Annotated in this window: 13 protein-coding genes; all 13 read right to left on the bottom strand. The window is 38.0% G+C overall.

What is annotated here, in order from left to right:
• Positions 1-92: 92 nt before the first annotated feature.
• The 13 genes from IGL48_RS00065 to dnaA all read right to left on the bottom strand — a co-directional run bounded on the left by IGL48_RS00065 (position 93) and on the right by dnaA (position 16,371).
• The gene (locus tag IGL48_RS00065; protein WP_002376293.1) at positions 93-1,385 is read right to left on the bottom strand and encodes an adenylosuccinate synthase; all 1,293 of its coding nucleotides are present in this window, start codon (positions 1,383-1,385) and stop codon (positions 93-95) included.
• 237 nt (positions 1,386-1,622) lie between these two features.
• Complete coding sequence (gene dnaB, locus IGL48_RS00060; protein ID WP_002381331.1) at positions 1,623-2,990, bottom strand: replicative DNA helicase; 1,368 nt, start codon at positions 2,988-2,990, stop codon at positions 1,623-1,625.
• Positions 2,991-3,262: 272 nt separating this feature from the next.
• Complete coding sequence (rplI, locus tag IGL48_RS00055; protein ID WP_002356023.1) at positions 3,263-3,715, bottom strand: 50S ribosomal protein L9; 453 nt, start codon at positions 3,713-3,715, stop codon at positions 3,263-3,265.
• Positions 3,716-3,720: 5 nt separating this feature from the next.
• Positions 3,721-5,745, bottom strand: coding sequence for a DHH family phosphoesterase (locus IGL48_RS00050; protein WP_002363542.1), 2,025 nt, complete (start codon positions 5,743-5,745; stop codon positions 3,721-3,723).
• A gap of 156 nt (positions 5,746-5,901) precedes the next feature.
• Positions 5,902-6,141, bottom strand: coding sequence for a 30S ribosomal protein S18 (gene rpsR, locus IGL48_RS00045; RefSeq protein ID WP_002356021.1), 240 nt, complete (start codon positions 6,139-6,141; stop codon positions 5,902-5,904).
• 25 nt (positions 6,142-6,166) lie between these two features.
• A complete protein-coding gene (gene ssb, locus IGL48_RS00040) occupies positions 6,167-6,733 on the bottom strand; it encodes a single-stranded DNA-binding protein (protein WP_002364599.1) in 567 nt (188 codons plus the stop codon).
• Between the two features lie 44 nt (positions 6,734-6,777).
• Complete coding sequence (gene rpsF, locus IGL48_RS00035; protein WP_002356019.1) at positions 6,778-7,080, bottom strand: 30S ribosomal protein S6; 303 nt, start codon at positions 7,078-7,080, stop codon at positions 6,778-6,780.
• A gap of 174 nt (positions 7,081-7,254) precedes the next feature.
• Entirely contained in the window at positions 7,255-9,756 is a 2,502-nt protein-coding gene (gyrA, locus tag IGL48_RS00030) for a DNA gyrase subunit A (RefSeq protein ID WP_002361457.1), read from the bottom strand.
• A 55-nt stretch (positions 9,757-9,811) separates the two neighbouring features.
• Positions 9,812-11,761 carry a DNA topoisomerase (ATP-hydrolyzing) subunit B gene (gyrB, locus tag IGL48_RS00025; RefSeq protein WP_002359210.1) on the bottom strand — a complete coding sequence of 650 codons (1,950 nt, stop codon included), beginning with the start codon at positions 11,759-11,761 and terminating at the stop codon, positions 9,812-9,814.
• Positions 11,758-12,885: a DNA replication/repair protein RecF gene (gene recF, locus IGL48_RS00020; RefSeq protein WP_002356016.1), complete on the bottom strand. Its 1,128-nt coding sequence runs from the start codon at positions 12,883-12,885 to the stop codon at positions 11,758-11,760. Before recF ends, gyrB begins: the two co-directional genes overlap by 4 nt.
• Positions 12,872-13,117, bottom strand: a complete 246-nt coding sequence (yaaA, locus tag IGL48_RS00015) for a S4 domain-containing protein YaaA (protein ID WP_002356015.1) — start codon at positions 13,115-13,117, stop codon at positions 12,872-12,874. The genes recF and yaaA overlap by 14 nt, the downstream gene beginning before the upstream one ends.
• A gap of 578 nt (positions 13,118-13,695) precedes the next feature.
• Positions 13,696-14,826: a DNA polymerase III subunit beta gene (dnaN, locus tag IGL48_RS00010; RefSeq protein ID WP_002356014.1), complete on the bottom strand. Its 1,131-nt coding sequence runs from the start codon at positions 14,824-14,826 to the stop codon at positions 13,696-13,698.
• Between the two features lie 201 nt (positions 14,827-15,027).
• The gene (gene dnaA / locus IGL48_RS00005) at positions 15,028-16,371 is read right to left on the bottom strand and encodes a chromosomal replication initiator protein DnaA (RefSeq protein ID WP_002356013.1); all 1,344 of its coding nucleotides are present in this window, start codon (positions 16,369-16,371) and stop codon (positions 15,028-15,030) included.

The raw sequence follows: 16,371 nt of genomic DNA, 5'->3' as shown, positions 1-16,371 counted from the left end.
TTACCATAGTTTTTCATTTTTATATAAAATTAAAAAAGAACGTAAAGGCTGAACTGGCATAAGCCATCCTTTACGTTCCCTTAAAAATCTGCTTAAATTTGTGCCCAAACGCTTTCTAAAACGTTCGTTTGGTTACGGTCTGGACCTACAGAGAATGTTGAAATGCGCACACCAACTAATTCTGAAATCCGATGCACGTAGTTACGAGCATTAGCTGGTAAATCGGCTAAAGTTTTGCAACCAGTGATATCTTCAGACCAACCTGGTAATTCTTCATAAACTGGTTTACAGCGGCTTAATTCTTTCAAGCTTGCTGGATAATGATAAATTAATTCACCATCAAGTTCATAAGCTGTACAAATTTTCACCGTTTCTAAACCACTTAACACGTCAATCGAGTTTAATGACAAGTTCGTAATCCCTGATACACGTTTTGAATGACGCATAACTACTGAATCAAACCAACCGACACGACGCGGACGTCCTGTTGTTGTTCCGTATTCTTTACCGACACGACGAATGGTTTCTCCTGTTTCATCAAATAATTCTGTTGGGAATGGGCCGTCACCGACACGTGAAGTGTACGCTTTGCAGACACCAACCACTTTATTAATTTTTGATGGACCAACGCCACTACCGATAGTTACGCCACCAGCTACTGGATTAGAGGAAGTAACAAATGGATAGGTTCCTTGATCGATATCCAACATGACACCTTGTGCCCCTTCAAATAAAACCCGTTTTCCAGCATCTAATGCATCATTTAAAATAACCGAAGTATCTGTAACATATTGTTTAATTTGTTGTCCGTATTCATAGTATTCTTCAAAAATATCATCAAATTCAATGGCTTCGCTATCAAACATTTTAACGAATTGACGATTTTTTTCTTCTAAGTTAATTTTCAAACGTTCCGCAAAAATTTCTTTATCCAATAAATCAGCAATACGGATTCCCACCCGTGCTGCTTTATCCATGTAGGCTGGGCCAATTCCTTTAATCGTTGTCCCAATCTTGTTTTCACCTTTCGCATCTTCTTGCAATTGATCCAATTTAATATGATACGGCAAGATGACATGAGCACGATCTGAAATACGTAAATTATCAGTGGCAACATTATTTTCTTTTAAATAAGCTAATTCTTTTACTAAAGATTTTGGATTCACAACTACGCCGTTACCAATTACACTAATTTTTTCTTTATAGAAAATCCCTGAAGGAATTAAATGTAATTTATACGTTACGCCGTCGAATTTAATGGTATGTCCGGCGTTATCTCCGCCTTGGTAACGAGCGATCACTTCTGCGTTTTCACTTAGAAAGTCTGTAATTTTTCCTTTACCTTCGTCGCCCCATTGCGTTCCAACAACTACTACTGATGACATTCGAACACCTCGTTCATAATTTTTTTGTCCTGAATCATTGTACCAGTAAAACCAGTCCCTTTCAAGGGTAAAAATCGAATATTCTTTCACAATCAAAAGCGTTTCTGTCAAAAATACGAACATTTTTAGCTATGTTTTTGTAAAATAATAAAATATACGAATATTGTTCGTGTTTTACTCTCTGATTTTAATCCCTTAATAAGCAAAAAAACGAACTCAAAAAATGAGTTCGTTTTTTTAAAATTCTGTCCTCGGCGAAAGCGAAGAAAATTTATTATATTCTTTAATGAAAAGTAATTCGACCGTTCCACGCGCACCACTACGGTTTTTCTCAATGATGACTTCTACAACATTGTCAACTTCTGGTGGCTCATGATCGCCGTCTTCTCCTTCACCACGATCGTAGTAATCATCACGATAAAGAAAGGCAACGATATCGGCATCTTGCTCAATGGAACCTGATTCACGAATATCACTTAACACAGGACGTTTATCTTGACGTTGTTCCACGCCACGAGAAAGCTGTGACAAAGCGATAACTGGGACTTTTAACTCTTTCGCTAATTTTTTTAATTGACGTGAAATATCAGAAACCTCCTGTTGGCGGTTCTCTTTTCCAGTTCCTTCAATCAATTGTAGGTAGTCGATCAAAATTAGACCTAAGTTGCCTTTTTCTTGTGCTAATTTACGACATTTCGCACGAATTTCGGTAATTTTAATCCCTGGTGTGTCATCAATATAGATATTCGCACGGGACAAACTACCCATCGCAATAATTAAGTTTTGCCATTCTTCTTCAGATAATTGCCCTGTTCTTAAATGGCTGGCCTCAATGGATCCTTCTGCACAAAGCATCCGGTTCACTAATGATTCTGCCCCCATTTCTAAACTAAAAATAGCGACAGCTTTATCTGTTTTGGTGCCGACATTTTGGGCAATATTTAATGCAAAAGCGGTTTTCCCTACCGCTGGACGGGCCGCTAAAATAATTAGCTCTTCCGCTTGCAAGCCAGCAGTCATTTTATCCAATGCTTGATAGCCTGTAGGTAAACCAGTAATCTCTTCATCATTTTGGTATAATTGGTCAATATTCGCAATAGTTGTATTTAGAACATCTGAAATTGATAAAAAGCCACTGCGATTCCGCTTTTCGGAGACTTCTAAAATGCTTCGTTCTGCATCATCCAAAATAGATTCAACATCTTCACCTTGCTCAAAGCCTTTAGTTACAATCTCTGTAGCGGTTTGGATTAAGTTGCGCAGCAACGATTTTTGTTCAACAATTTTTGCATAATAAATAACATTGGCAGCTGTCGGCACAGCTAAAGCTAAATCTGACAGATAACTTAGTCCACCAACATCTTCTAACAAATTCTCTTGTTCTAGGCGATCTTTGATTGTTACCACATCAATCGCTTCATTTCGGTCGCTTAAGGTCATCATCGTTTGGAAAATCAACTGATGACTACGACGATAGAAATCTTTAGGTTCCACATATTCCATCGCTTCTATTAGCACATCTGCATCTAAGAAAATAGAACCTAAAACGGCTTGTTCCGCTTCAATATTTTGTGGCGGTACCCTATCTTGCAATAATTCATTCATTTTGTTCTCTCCCACGATGTCTTACTTTCTGGTTCATTTAGTCTATCCATTTTAACACAATTTCATTAAAAAAAGTACATTTTTTCTCTGCTGATTTCTCTATTTTTAGTTCACTTTTCAATTTTAAAAAATATACAACTAATAAAAATATAACACTTTCGTTAATTTAAAGTGTTGTATATTTGATTTTTAAATATTATAAAAATAATTCGAGTAATTTATTTGGTATAAAAAAGAAGCCGGAGAAATCGGCTTCTTTTTTATCGATTGTATTATTCCGCTACGACATGAACCTTAATTTTCGCTGTAACTTCATGATGTAGTTTGACTGGTACGTTAGTGTAACCTAGAGAACGAATTGGGTTGGCTAATTCGATTTTGCGTTTATCCAATTTTACATTGTATTGTTTGTTTAAGGCTTCTGCAATTTGTTTTGAAGGAATTGAGCCAAATAAACGGCTATCTTCTCCAGCTTTTGCCTTGATCTCTACAACAGTCTTTTCATCTTCTAAAAAGGCTTGCATTTCTTTTGCTTGTGCTAAAACTTCTGCTTCATGTTTTTCTTGGGCTTTCTTTTGACCCGCTAATGCACTCATGCTCCCTTTATTGGCTTCTTTCGCATAACCATTTTTAATTAAAAAGTTTTGGGCGTAACCAGTTGGCACTTCTTTTACGTCCCCTTTTTTTCCTTTTCCTTTAACGTCTTGTAAAAAAATGACTTTCATTTCCTTCACTCCTGTTCATACATTTCATTAATATTTTGACGAATTACATCAAGTAGTTGCTCTTTTACTTCTGCTACTGTTACGTTTGATAATTGTACTGCCGCATTAGTAAAGTGACCGCCACCACCTAAATTTTCCATAATAATTTGGACATTAATTGAACCATTACTCCGAGCACTAATGCCAATCTGTTGATCCGTCCGCTTGGTAATGACAAATGCTGCATTAATCCCTGCCATAGAAAGTAACGTGTCCGCTGTTTTGGCAGCTGTGACACTATCATATTCTTTGTCTTCACTCCCGGCAACAACGACGGTATCTTTTGTGACATATTCGCTTTTAGAGATTAAGTTGTTCATTTCCAGATAGCTTGTAAGATCAGAACTTAATAGATATTGTACTAAAGATGAGTCTGCTCCACAAGTTCGTAAATAACTAGCCACATCAAATGTTCGCGCCGTCGTTCGTGTATTGAAACTTTTCGTATCAACCACAATTCCCGCCAACATCATGGTTGCTTCAAAGGCCTGCAGTTTATTTGCGCTATTACTTTGGTATTCGATCAATTCTGTGACTAATTCTGAAGCAGAAGAGGCAGAAGATTCAATATAAGAAAGCAAGGGTTTTGCTGGAAATTCGTCTCCTCGTCGATGGTGATCAATGATTACTACTTTATCAAAACGCTCATAGAGCTCTTGTGAGATCGATAGAGACGGTTTATGGTAATCTACCATAACTAATAAGCTACTTTCTTTCTTGCGCTTCATGGCCTCTTTAGGACTAATAATGCGCTCTTCTAATTCTGGGTACTCTTTAATCGCCTCTAACACTCTTTTGACATCGGGAATGATTTCATTTTCATCTAAAACAATCCACGCTTTTCGATTATTAAACGAGGCTAAACGAGCAACACCAAATGCTGAACCTAACGCATCCATATCTGGATAACGATGGCCCATAATATAGATGTCAGCAGATTCCGCAATAATTCCCTTAATTGCCATGCTCATTGCGCGAGAACGTACTTGGGAACGTTTCGTCGTTACTGCCGTTTTTCCACCAAAAAATAACGGCTTCGCTTCATCTTTGGCTTCTTTTACAACCACTTGATCACCACCACGTACTAAAGCTGTATCTAGGTTCGTTTGAGCCGTGGTCCCGGTTTGATCTAAGGTTGGCCCCCCATAAGCAATCCCCATGCTTAACGTAATAGCTACTTCATGGTTAGCTGATTCCTTACGGATCGTATCCAAAATAGAAAATTTTTCGTCCATCATTTTTTGAATATCTTCCCATTGGGCAATGAAAAAATAACGTTCTGCGTTGATTCGCTTATAAAAAACTTTGTATTGGTCCATCCAATCAGAAACCATCGTCGTAATGAAACTATTCAAATAAGAAATTTCTTTCTCGTCCATTGTATCGGTGACATCATCATAATTATCGACAGACACAATGCCAATAGCCGTTTGCATTTCGACTTTTTCTTGATACAAATTACTTTCTTTAGTGATATCTTCAAAAGTAATTGTATGTTGTTCTTTATTGACGCTAAAGCGATAGGTATTTTCGTCAATCGTAAAAATATCTTGGTTTCGTTCTGCTAATTCTAAATAAGACGTAACTTGGCTAGCGGTTAACGTTAGCTGATTGTCTTTATTAAAAATAGAAGCAGCATAAGGATTAAGCCATTCTACCGCGCGTGTTTCCCCGTTATACGTAATAATTCCCACAGGTACTTCATTTACAACATAATCCAACGATTGTTCAGCAATGGAACTTGCTTCTTGAATCTTTTCTACGTTTGTAATTTCTACATCTCTAATCAACAGCCGAATAACCACTAAGAGAAAGATATCTAATGCGATAATTACCGCCAATAGCAGCCATTTATTTGTTAGTAAGAAATAGAGGAGAAATTCTACTAAGAGAAGACCCACAACAATTAAGAAACCGTTTTTTTGAATTCTCTTCTTTTGCATTTTTTTGCCTCCAATCTTTCTGCAGACCTTTGAGGCGACTTGTTCCAACGAGCATATAGCTCTGGTGATTCACTAGTTATTTCATCCCTTATTTTATCACAAAACACTTCATTCTGCGAACCTTGTTATGTTTCACGTGAAACACTAGTCAAGATAAAAAAGAACCAAAGAGCAAGCTCTTTGGTTCTGGAAATTGTCATAAAATTATTGTTCGTCACTAACGAATGGTAATAATCCCATGATACGTGCGCGTTTAATAGCAATCGTTAATTTACGTTGGTTTTTAGCGCCAGTACCTGTAACACGACGTGGTAAAATTTTGCCACGTTCTGAAATGAATCGTTTTAACAATTCAGTATCTTTATAATCGATGTATTCGATGTGGTTTGCTGCGATGTAGTCGACTTTCCGACGTTTACGTCCGCCTCTTCTTTGTTGTGCCATTCTTGTTCCCTCCTATCAAATTCGTTTAGAATGGTAAATCATCATCTGAAATGTCGATAGATGAACCTGAGCCACCAAATGGATCAGAATCTTTATCGAAATCAGGCATACCGTTATTGTTTTGCGACTGAGAAGATGATGGATTGAAACTATTGTTGTTGTTATTAAATCCAGAACCGGCATTGTTATTACCAAAGCTACGATTTTGTGATTGATAACCATTTTCGTTGTTATTAAAGCTACCGCCGCCAGTTCCTCTTTGTTCTGAAGCAGAACGAGATTCTAACAATTGGAAGTTTTCACAAACCACTTCAGTTACGTAGACACGTTGACCTTGTTGGTTCTCGTAGTTACGAGTTTGAATTCTTCCGACAACACCTAATAATGTACCTTTACGGGCATAATTAGCCATTGTTTCTGCGGGTTTACGCCAAATCACACAGTTGATAAAGTCTGCTTCACGGTCACCATTTTGATTCGTAAAGTTACGGTTTACAGCAAGTGTAAAGGTCGCAACAGCTGAACCACTAGCGGTGTAACGTAAGTCAGGATCTTTTGTCAATCTTCCGACTAATACAACGTTATTAATCATTCAAAACATCTCCTTTCGTCAATAAATGTTTCATGTGAAACAAATTATGCTTCTACCTTCACGATCATATGACGGATAATATCGTCATTGATTTTTGCTAAACGATCAAACTCGTTGATTGCGCCAGCTGTTGATGGAGAAGTAACATTAACGATATGATAGATGCCTTCACGGAATCCGTTCATTTCATATGCTAAGCGGCGTTTTTCCCAATCTTTAGATTCGATAACTTCTGCTCCGTTATCTTTTAAGATTGTGTCGAAACGTTCTACTAAAGCAGTTTTTGCTTCTTCATCAATGTTCGGACGAATAATGTACATGATTTCGTACTTCGTATCTTGACTCATTGATTTTCACCTCCCTATGGACTTCAAGGCTCTTAGTTGGCTAAGAGCAAGGAGAACATACCTAAAAAGGTAGTTCACAATCTCTAATTATATGCTAATTGATGGACAAAAGCAAGAAATAGTTTTGGAAAGTCCCAATAAAAAAGTTTCGCCAACTGGCGAAACTTTTTTATGTTATTCTTCTGTTTCTGATGTTGTTTCGTTTTCTGTTGTTTCTACAACTTCAACGATTTCTTCTTCCACTTCTTCTGGTTCTACAACAGCCATTGTTACCACTTTGGCACCATCTTCCATTCTCATTAAACGAACCCCTAATGTTGCGCGTCCTGTTTGAGAAACAGAATCAACGTTAAAGCGGATAATGACGCCTTTGTTCGTAATCAATAAGATATCTTCATCCCCATTGACCGTGGTTAAACCAGCTAATGGACCATTTTTCTCAGTGATATTTGCTGTCTTAATCCCTTTACCGCCACGTCCTTTAACTGGATATTCAGAAGCTTTTGTACGCTTACCATAACCATTTTCAGTAATGACTAGGACTTCTTTATTTTCATCCAGAATCGCTGCGCCGACCACATAATCATTTTCGCGGAGACGGATTCCCCGAACACCTGATGCTGTCCGGCCCATATCACGTACAGTATTTTCATCAAATGTGACAGAGTATCCTGCATGTGTTCCGATAATCATCTTCTGATTGCCATTAGTCGTTACCACGTTAACTAACTCATCATCTTCTTTTAAGCTAATGGCGATTAATCCATTACTACGGATATTAGAAAAGGCTGTTACGGCTGTCCGTTTGACGGTTCCTTTTAAGGTTGTGAAGAACAAGTATTTACCTGCTTCCGCTTTGCCCTCAACAGAAATAATCGCTTGAATTTTTTCTGCAGAATCAATTCCCAGTAAGTTAATCACTGGAATTCCTTTTGCTGTTCTACCGTATTCAGGGATTTCGTAACCTTTTGCTCGGTAAACTTTCCCAGTGTTCGTAAAGAATAATAACGTGTCGTGTGTTGAACAAGAAACTAGGTTTTTCACGAAATCATCATCATGAACGCCCATCCCTTGGACACCACGTCCGCCACGGCGTTGCGCCCGGAATTCGGAGTTTGCCATCCGCTTAATGTAGCCGTTATTGGTTAACGTAATCACGACTTCTTCTTCTTCGATTAAATCTTCATCTTCAAGACTTAGGACTTCACCTACTAATAATTCTGTGCGTCGTGCATCACCAAATTTTGTGCGAACGTCATTTAACTCTGTTTTAATGATTTCAATGACGCGTTCTGGGCGGGCTAAAATGTCCTCTAAGTCCGCAATGAATTTCAATAGCTCTTGATATTCATTTTCAATTTTGTCGCGTTCTAAGCCTGTTAAACGGCGTAAACGCATATCTAAAATCGCTTGCGCTTGACGATCTGAAAATTCAAAGCGTTCAATTAACGTTGCTTTTGCTTCGTCATCTGATTGTGATCCACGGATAATGGCAATGATTTCATCGATATGATCTAAGGCAATTCGTAGACCTTCTAAAATATGCGCCCGTGCTTCTGCTTTGTTTTTGTCAAAAATCGTCCGGCGAGTAATGACTTCTTTTTGGTGCTCGACGTAATTTTCTAAAATACGTTTCAAGCTTAAAATTTTCGGTACGCCTTTTTCGATGGCTAACATGTTAAAACCAAAAGATGTTTGTAAGGCAGTCATTTTGTACAAGTTGTTTAACACAACAGAGGCACTCACATCTCGACGAACATCGATGACGATCCGCATGCCTTCACGAGAAGATTCATCCCGCAAATCAGTAATTCCTTCAATTCGTTTATCTCTGTGTAATTCAGAAATTCGTTCGATTAATTTGGCTTTATTCACCATATAAGGCAATTCAGTTACTAAAATACGTTCTTTTCCATTCGGCATTTCAGTCAATTCAACTTTTGCACGAACTGTAATCGAACCTTTCCCCGTTTCATATGCTCGGCGAATCCCTGATTTCCCCATCACTAAACCGCCTGTTGGAAAATCTGGTCCAGGTAACACTTCCATCAATTCATTCGTCGTTACATCAGGATTGTCCATCAATAAACTTGTTGCATCAATCACTTCACTTAAATTGTGTGGTGGAATATTTGTTGCCATCCCCACCGCAATCCCCGTTGTTCCGTTAACTAGTAAGTTTGGAAAACGAGCAGGTAAAACTACTGGTTCTTGTTCTGAATCATCATAGTTTCCTTGGAAATCGACTGTATTTTTGTTAATATCTCGTAGCATTTCTAAAGCAATTTTACTCATACGTGCTTCGGTATAACGCATAGCGGCAGCGCCGTCACCATCGACAGAACCGAAGTTTCCGTGGCCGTCAACTAACATAGCCCGATAACTAAAAGGTTGTGCCATCCGCACCATTGATTCGTAAATCGCACTGTCCCCATGGGGGTGATATTTACCCATAACATCCCCAACAATCCGGGCTGATTTTTTGTGTGGCTTATCAGGGGTTACCCCTAATTCGTTCATTCCATATAAGATTCGGCGATGAACAGGTTTTAAACCGTCACGAACGTCAGGTAACGCGCGGGCTACGATAACACTCATTGCGTAGTCAATGAAAGATTCTTTCATTTCGCTGGTCAGATTGACGTCTTGAATGTTTTCTTTAATTTCTTCACTCATGAATTTTTTCCCCTCTAAATATATGTTCTAGCGTCTCTTACAACGTTGCGACACATTAAATATCCAAGTTTTTCACGTAATGGGCATTTTCTTCGATAAACGCACGACGTGGTTCCACACGATCGCCCATTAGCATTTCAAAAATTTGGTCAGCTTCAATGGCATCATCGACACTCACTCGCGCCATTAATCGTTTTTCTGGGTCCATTGTTGTTTCCCAAAGTTGGTGATCATCCATTTCACCCAAACCTTTGTAACGTTGAACACTTGGTTTTGGTGAAGCAGGTAATTCTTCTAACACTTTTGCTAGTTCCTCTTCAGCATGTTTGCCCGGTTGAACGTAGGTGATGTTTTTCCCTTGTTTCACACCATATAGTGGTGGTTGGGCAATATACACATAACCAGCTTCAACAATTGGACGCATGAAGCGATAGAACAAGGTTAATAACAACGTTCGAATATGCGCACCATCGACATCGGCATCGGTCATAATCACTAGTTTGTGATAACGTGCTTTAGAAACATCGAAATCTTCGCCGAAGCCTGTTCCCATAGCTGTAAATAATGACCGAATTTCTTCATTGGCTAAAATTTTATCCATGCTGGCTTTCTCAACATTCAAGATTTTCCCACGAATTGGTAAAATGGCTTGGAATTCACGGCTACGGCCTTGTTTTGCTGAACCGCCGGCCGAGTCTCCTTCGACGATAAATAATTCGCATTTTTCCGGATCTTTACTTGAGCAATCAGCCAGCTTCCCTGGCAAGTTGCTAATTTCTAACGCGCCTTTACGACGGGTGACTTCACGGGCTCTTTTAGCGGCTAAACGAGCTTTTGAAGCCAACATGCCTTTTTCGACAATTTGTTTGCCGACTGTTGGATTTTCCATCAAGAATTTTGTAAAGTATTCTGAGAATAAACGATCCGTGACGGTCCGTACTTCTGAGTTTCCTAATTTCGTTTTGGTTTGTCCTTCAAATTGAGGATCTGGATGTTTGATGGAAACCACTGCGGTTAAGCCTTCACGAACATCTTCCCCAGTTAATTTTTCATCGTTTTCTTTCATCAATTTTTGTTTACGTGCATAGTCATTAATCACACGTGTTAAAGAAGTTTTAAAACCAGATTCATGCGTTCCGCCTTCATAAGTATGAATATTGTTGGCAAAACTTAAAATATTTGAGTGGTAGCCATCTGTATACTGCATTGACACTTCCACTGTAATATCTTGTTGCTCTCCTTCAATGAAGATTGGCTCTGGGAAAATAACGTCTTTATTGGCATTTAAATGCTCAACATAACTCTTAATCCCGCCTTCATAGTGATACTCTTTTTTATCTTCTTGTCCTTCACGACGGTCTTCAATTGAAATGTGTAAGCCTCGATTTAAAAAGGCTAATTCACGAACCCGTGTTGCTAATTTATCAAAATCATAAACGGTTGTTTCTGTAAAAATTTCAGGATCTGGAATAAAGTGAACAGTGGTTCCGTGACGATCCGTTTCTTCGATAACTTTTAGGTCATCAACAACCGCACCACGACGATATTCTTGGTAATACACTTTGCCATCTTTATAAACACGAACATCTAAACTGGTCGATAAAGCATTAACAACAGAGGAACCAACACCGTGCAAGCCACCTGATACTTTATAGCCGCCACCGCCAAATTTCCCGCCGGCATGTAGCACTGTAAACACTGTTTCCACAGCTGGGCGACCTGTTTTGGCTTGAATCCCGACTGGAATTCCACGACCATCATCGATAACAGTAATACTATCGTCTGGTTCGATAATTACTTGAATTGATTTAGCAAATCCTGCTAAGGCTTCGTCGATAGAGTTGTCAACGATTTCCCATACTAAGTGGTGTAACCCTTCGCCACTAGTAGAACCTATGTACATACCAGGACGTTTCCGGACAGCTTCTAAGCCCTCCAAAACTTGAATCTGACTAGCGTCATATTCTTGCGCACGTTCTCTCATGTTTTTTTCTTCTTCTGTCATGTCGCTGAATTCCTTTCTATCTTGCCTTGTTGAACATAAAAAATATCTGGTTCAACTGTTAGCTTGTCTTTTATGTGATCTAAACTAGTTGTCGTTAAGAACGTTTGAACTTTGCCTTCAATCGTTTCTAACAAGTGAATTTGACGTTCATTATCTAATTCACTCATGACATCATCTAGTAATAACACAGGATATTCTCCTGTTTCTGAATGCATCAAATCAATCTCTGCCAATTTAATACTTAAAGCTGTCGTTCGCTGTTGACCTTGTGAGCCATACGTTTGAACATTTTGACCATTGACAATAAATAGCAAATCGTCACGATGAGGGCCTAAAAAAGTATTCGCTTTAAACAATTCACGCTTACGATTGTTCATTAATTGTTGGAGCAATTGATTTTGAAGTGCTTCTAAGGAAAGATCCGTGTTGTCAATTGGGATGCTTGATGCGTAGTCTATGGTGAGCGTTTCGCGTCCATGACTAATTTTTTGATGGAGTAAGTTTGCCCAGTGTTCTAATTTTTTAAGAAAACCTAACCGAGCGTATAGAACTTTCCCGCCAAATTCAGCTAGCTGTTCTGTCAAAATATCCAGATAAACAGTATCTGTTTGTTTTTTTTCAGCTAGTTGTTTTAGGTATTGGTTCCGTTGCTTTAAAACAGACTGATATTGGACAAGATCATAAAGATAAATAGGACTCACTTGTCCGAGTTCCATGTCAATAAATTTCCGGCGGACTTGAGGTGAGCCTTTCACCAAAGATAAATCTTCTGGGGCAAATAAAATAACATTCAGTTGCCCAATGTACGCACTGAGCCTTTTTTGCTCAATGTGATTAACCTTGGTTTTACGTCCTTTGTTGGAAATTAAAATTTCCAACGGCACGGTGCCTGTCTTTTTTTCAACCACACCGCTAATTTTAGCTGCTGCTTGTTCCCAGCCAATTAATTCTTTTTCATTGCTGGTTCGATGACTTCGTGTCATTGCTAGAACATAAATGCTTTCTAACAAGTTGGTTTTTCCTTGGGCGTTTTCGCCTAAAAAAAGATTTAACGTTTTTGGAAAATCTAAGCTGACTGTTTCATAATTACGATAATGCTGAAGTGTCAGCTCATTCAGCCGCATCGTCGGACTCGTTTCCGTTTTTCACCATAAAAAAAGTACCTTCTTCAGGTATCTCAATCATCATGCCCGCATAAAGTTTCCGTCCGCGACGATTTTCCAACTCGCCATCAACAAACACGCTATTATCTGCCAAATACCATTTGGCTTGGCCGCCACTACCAATGACGTTGATTTCTTTAAGAAACTGACCAAGCGTTATATACTCAGTTGCTAAAACAAACGTTTTTTTCAATGTGCATCCCTCTTTTTTCTAATACGTTCTCATATATATTATACCCTTTTTCATAAGAGAAAACAAATTTATCTGTCTAATTTTCATTCTAAGCAATTTTAATTCTAAATGACCGAAAATATTATTAGGATAAAAAAACTCTTAAAAAGCATTTTAAAACGGAAATTGATATTTTCTTGAGAAAAAAGGGGCCTGATTTGGCAGAAATGACGAGTAGCGTTTAACTAAAAAACAATTTGGGGTAACTCAAAGACAAACGAAGAGGGCATGCATTGAAGAAAAGTAGCTTGTAGAAGTCTGAGCGTCGTTTTAAGCAACGTAAACTTCTTTCACTAGGAAATATTCATAAAAAAATGAACAGCCCTTAAACGAAAAATTAAAGGGCTTTTTTCTTTATCCACGAAAAAAAGGCAGAATTTATTCGTCAAACGATAGTTCAAACATTCACAATAATATTAGCGTAAAAGCTATTATAGTTTTAAAAAGCTTATCTAGCAGCGTTTATCGGCTTTAAACAGACGACAAAAAAGAACCTTCGGCGATCATAGTGATTTTCCGAAGGTCTTTTTTAAACATGATTAATTTGTACGAACCGGTGTAATTAGTTGAATGAAATCTAGTTCTGTTTCGGTTGGCTCCAATGTAAACGGACGAATTGGGGAAAGGAATTTCACGGTAATATTCATATCGCCAAACGCTCGCAATGCATCTTTCATATAATCTGGGTTGAAAGAAATATCCAACGCTTCACCAGAAACATTTTCATAGTTTAAAGCTTCTTCGACTTTTCCAATTTCAGGTGAATTTCCATATAAAACAACAGAATCTGGTGAAATTGAAAGGCGAACAATATTGTTACGTCCTTCATGAGAAAGTAAAGAGGCACGTTCGATTGCTGAAAGCAATTCTGGTACATAAAATTCAATTTGAGTGTTATGGCTAGTTGGAATTAAACGGTTGGTATCAGGATAATTTCCTTCTAACAAACGAGAATAGAAGTACATTGTTTCTGTTTTAAAAAGCACTTGGTTTTCCATAATGCTGATTTCAACCATTTCTTCTTCATTGGTTAATGAACGAGAAAGTTCAGTTAAACTTTTTCCTGGAATTACAATGTTAAAGTCTTCTACTGCTTGTTCTGTCGGGATCACACGTTGACTTAAACGATGTGAATCTGTCGCAACGGCAAGTAATTTTTGATTTTCTAAAATAAAGTGAACCCCAGTTAAAATTGGACGACTTTCGTGCATCGATACAGCAAAACCTGTTTCACTAATAATTTTTGTCAATAAATGAACAGGTAATTTCATTTGGTTTTGAGTATCAATTACTGGTAAGTGCGGATAATTGTCAGCATCTAATCCATTAACCGTAAAATCAGCTTTTCCTGAAGTAATTGCAACTTGATTGTTATCTAGAACTTCCATTGTGAACATATCTTCTGGTAATTTACGAATAATTTCGCCAAAGAAACGAGATTGTAAAACGATGCTACCTGTGCGTTCAATGGTCATTTGAGCTTTTTCATCATCTTTACTTAAAAAACTTTCAATTGAAATATCCGCGTTACTCCCAGTAAGTGATAAGCCATCTTCTGATAACACAATTTTAACACCTGTTAAGATTGGAATCGTTGTTTTAGAAGAAATTGCTCGTTGAACAGTTTGTAATTCTTGTAAAAAGACACTTCGTTTGACCGTTAATTTCATAATGTAAACTCCTTTTTAAGTATTTTCAATACGTTCTAATTTTGTACGCCACTGTTTTGTATATTATATATAAATAAATAATAAAAGTAATAGGGCATGTTGATTCTGTGGAAAAGTCAAAAGAGCATTGATTTTACTAAGTTATCCACTTGTGTATAAGTTGTGGATAACTTTGTTCTTTTTTGTTTAGTTTTCCACATCCTAAGAGTTCAATAAATTTTTAATTTCACTGACTTCTTTTTGAATCGCTGGATCTTTTTCCAATAATTGCTGAATCTTTTCGTGCGCATGAATCACCGTTGTATGATCTTTGCCGCCAAATTCGGCACCAATTTTTGGCAAGGAATTGTCGGTCATTTCTCTAGCAAGATACATTGAGATTTGACGAGGAACCACAATTGTTTTCACCCGTTTTTTCCCTTTTAAATCCTTAAGAGGCACATGATAATATTTGGATACTTCTTCTTGAATTTGTAAAATGGACAATTGATTTTTACTACCAACTGATTTTAGAGATTTCAAGGCGTCCGCCGCTAAACTAGTGGTAATATCTTCTCCATTAATAGTTGCAAAGGCTTGAACACGGACCAAAGCACCCTCTAATTCACGGATGTTGGAATCAATTTGACCAGCGATATAACTTAGTGTATCATCCGGAATTTCTAAACGCTCGGCATCTGCTTTTTTGCGCAAAATTGCAATCCGTGTTTCTAAATCAGGCGGGGTGATATCAACAGACAAACCCCAAGCAAAGCGAGAAACTAATCGTTCAGGTAATTTTGGAATATCATTCGGCGGGCGATCACTTGTTAAAACAATTTGTTTATTTTCATTGTAAAGATCGTTGAAGGTATGGAAAAATTCTTCCAATGTTGCTTCTTTTTCCGCCAAAAATTGAATATCATCGACTAATAATAAGTCAACATTGCGATATTCTTTCCGAAATTGTTCGGATGTCTTTGTTTGAATTGAGTTGATAAATTCATTCGTAAACGTTTCGCTACTAACATATTTGACTTTGGCATCTGGTTGATTCACTAACATTTGATGACCAATAGCATGCATCAAATGGGTTTTCCCTAACCCTACACCACCATAGAAGAAAAGGGGATTGTAAATCGAACCTGGATCCTCGGCAACAACAAGCGCTGCAGCGTGCGCCATTTGGTTTCCTTTACCAATAACGAAGGTGTCGAAAGTGTACTTAGGATTAAGCATCGCTTTTTTACTTTGTTCACTAAAAACAACTTCTTCTTCGGCAGGTTCTTCGAGTTCTTGTGCCAGTGCTGCGTCTTTTTCATCGGCAACAACAAAATGGGGCATCACTTCTGCACCGGTCAATTTAAATCCAGTTTCGACAATTTTTGCCGAAAGATTTTTTTCCCAGTAATCACGATGAACTGCAGAAGGGACTTCTAGCCACAATTGATTGTTGTCTAATTTCAAAGGGCGTGTGGTTTTAATCCAAGCATCAAAACTTGGCGCCGACAAAATCGCTTGATAGGCTTCTTCAAGGCTATGCCAAAAACTTTCCACGTCGGGCAT

Origin of the sequence: Enterococcus sp. DIV1090, assembly GCF_050537975.1 — a bacterium.
Lineage (GTDB): Bacteria > Bacillota > Bacilli > Lactobacillales > Enterococcaceae > Enterococcus > Enterococcus faecalis.
This window is presented reverse-complemented; position numbering and strand designations above follow the sequence as displayed.

Bases quoted from the DNA above. Each gene is read 5' to 3' on its own strand.
- IGL48_RS00065 (WP_002376293.1), bottom strand. From the start codon at position 1,385: ATGTCATCAGTAGTAGTTGTTGGAACGCAATGGGGCGACGAAGGTAAA.
- dnaB (WP_002381331.1), bottom strand. From the start codon at position 2,990: ATGAATGAATTATTGCAAGATAGGGTACCGCCACAAAATATTGAAGCG.
- rplI (WP_002356023.1), bottom strand. From the start codon at position 3,715: ATGAAAGTCATTTTTTTACAAGACGTTAAAGGAAAAGGAAAAAAAGGG.
- rpsR (WP_002356021.1), bottom strand. From the start codon at position 6,141: ATGGCACAACAAAGAAGAGGCGGACGTAAACGTCGGAAAGTCGACTAC.
- ssb (WP_002364599.1), bottom strand. From the start codon at position 6,733: ATGATTAATAACGTTGTATTAGTCGGAAGATTGACAAAAGATCCTGAC.
- rpsF (WP_002356019.1), bottom strand. From the start codon at position 7,080: ATGAGTCAAGATACGAAGTACGAAATCATGTACATTATTCGTCCGAAC.
- gyrA (WP_002361457.1), bottom strand. From the start codon at position 9,756: ATGAGTGAAGAAATTAAAGAAAACATTCAAGACGTCAATCTGACCAGC.
- gyrB (WP_002359210.1), bottom strand. From the start codon at position 11,761: ATGACAGAAGAAGAAAAAAACATGAGAGAACGTGCGCAAGAATATGAC.
- recF (WP_002356016.1), bottom strand. From the start codon at position 12,885: ATGCGGCTGAATGAGCTGACACTTCAGCATTATCGTAATTATGAAACA.
- dnaN (WP_002356014.1), bottom strand. From the start codon at position 14,826: ATGAAATTAACGGTCAAACGAAGTGTCTTTTTACAAGAATTACAAACT.
- dnaA (WP_002356013.1), bottom strand. From the start codon at position 16,371: ATGCCCGACGTGGAAAGTTTTTGGCATAGCCTTGAAGAAGCCTATCAA.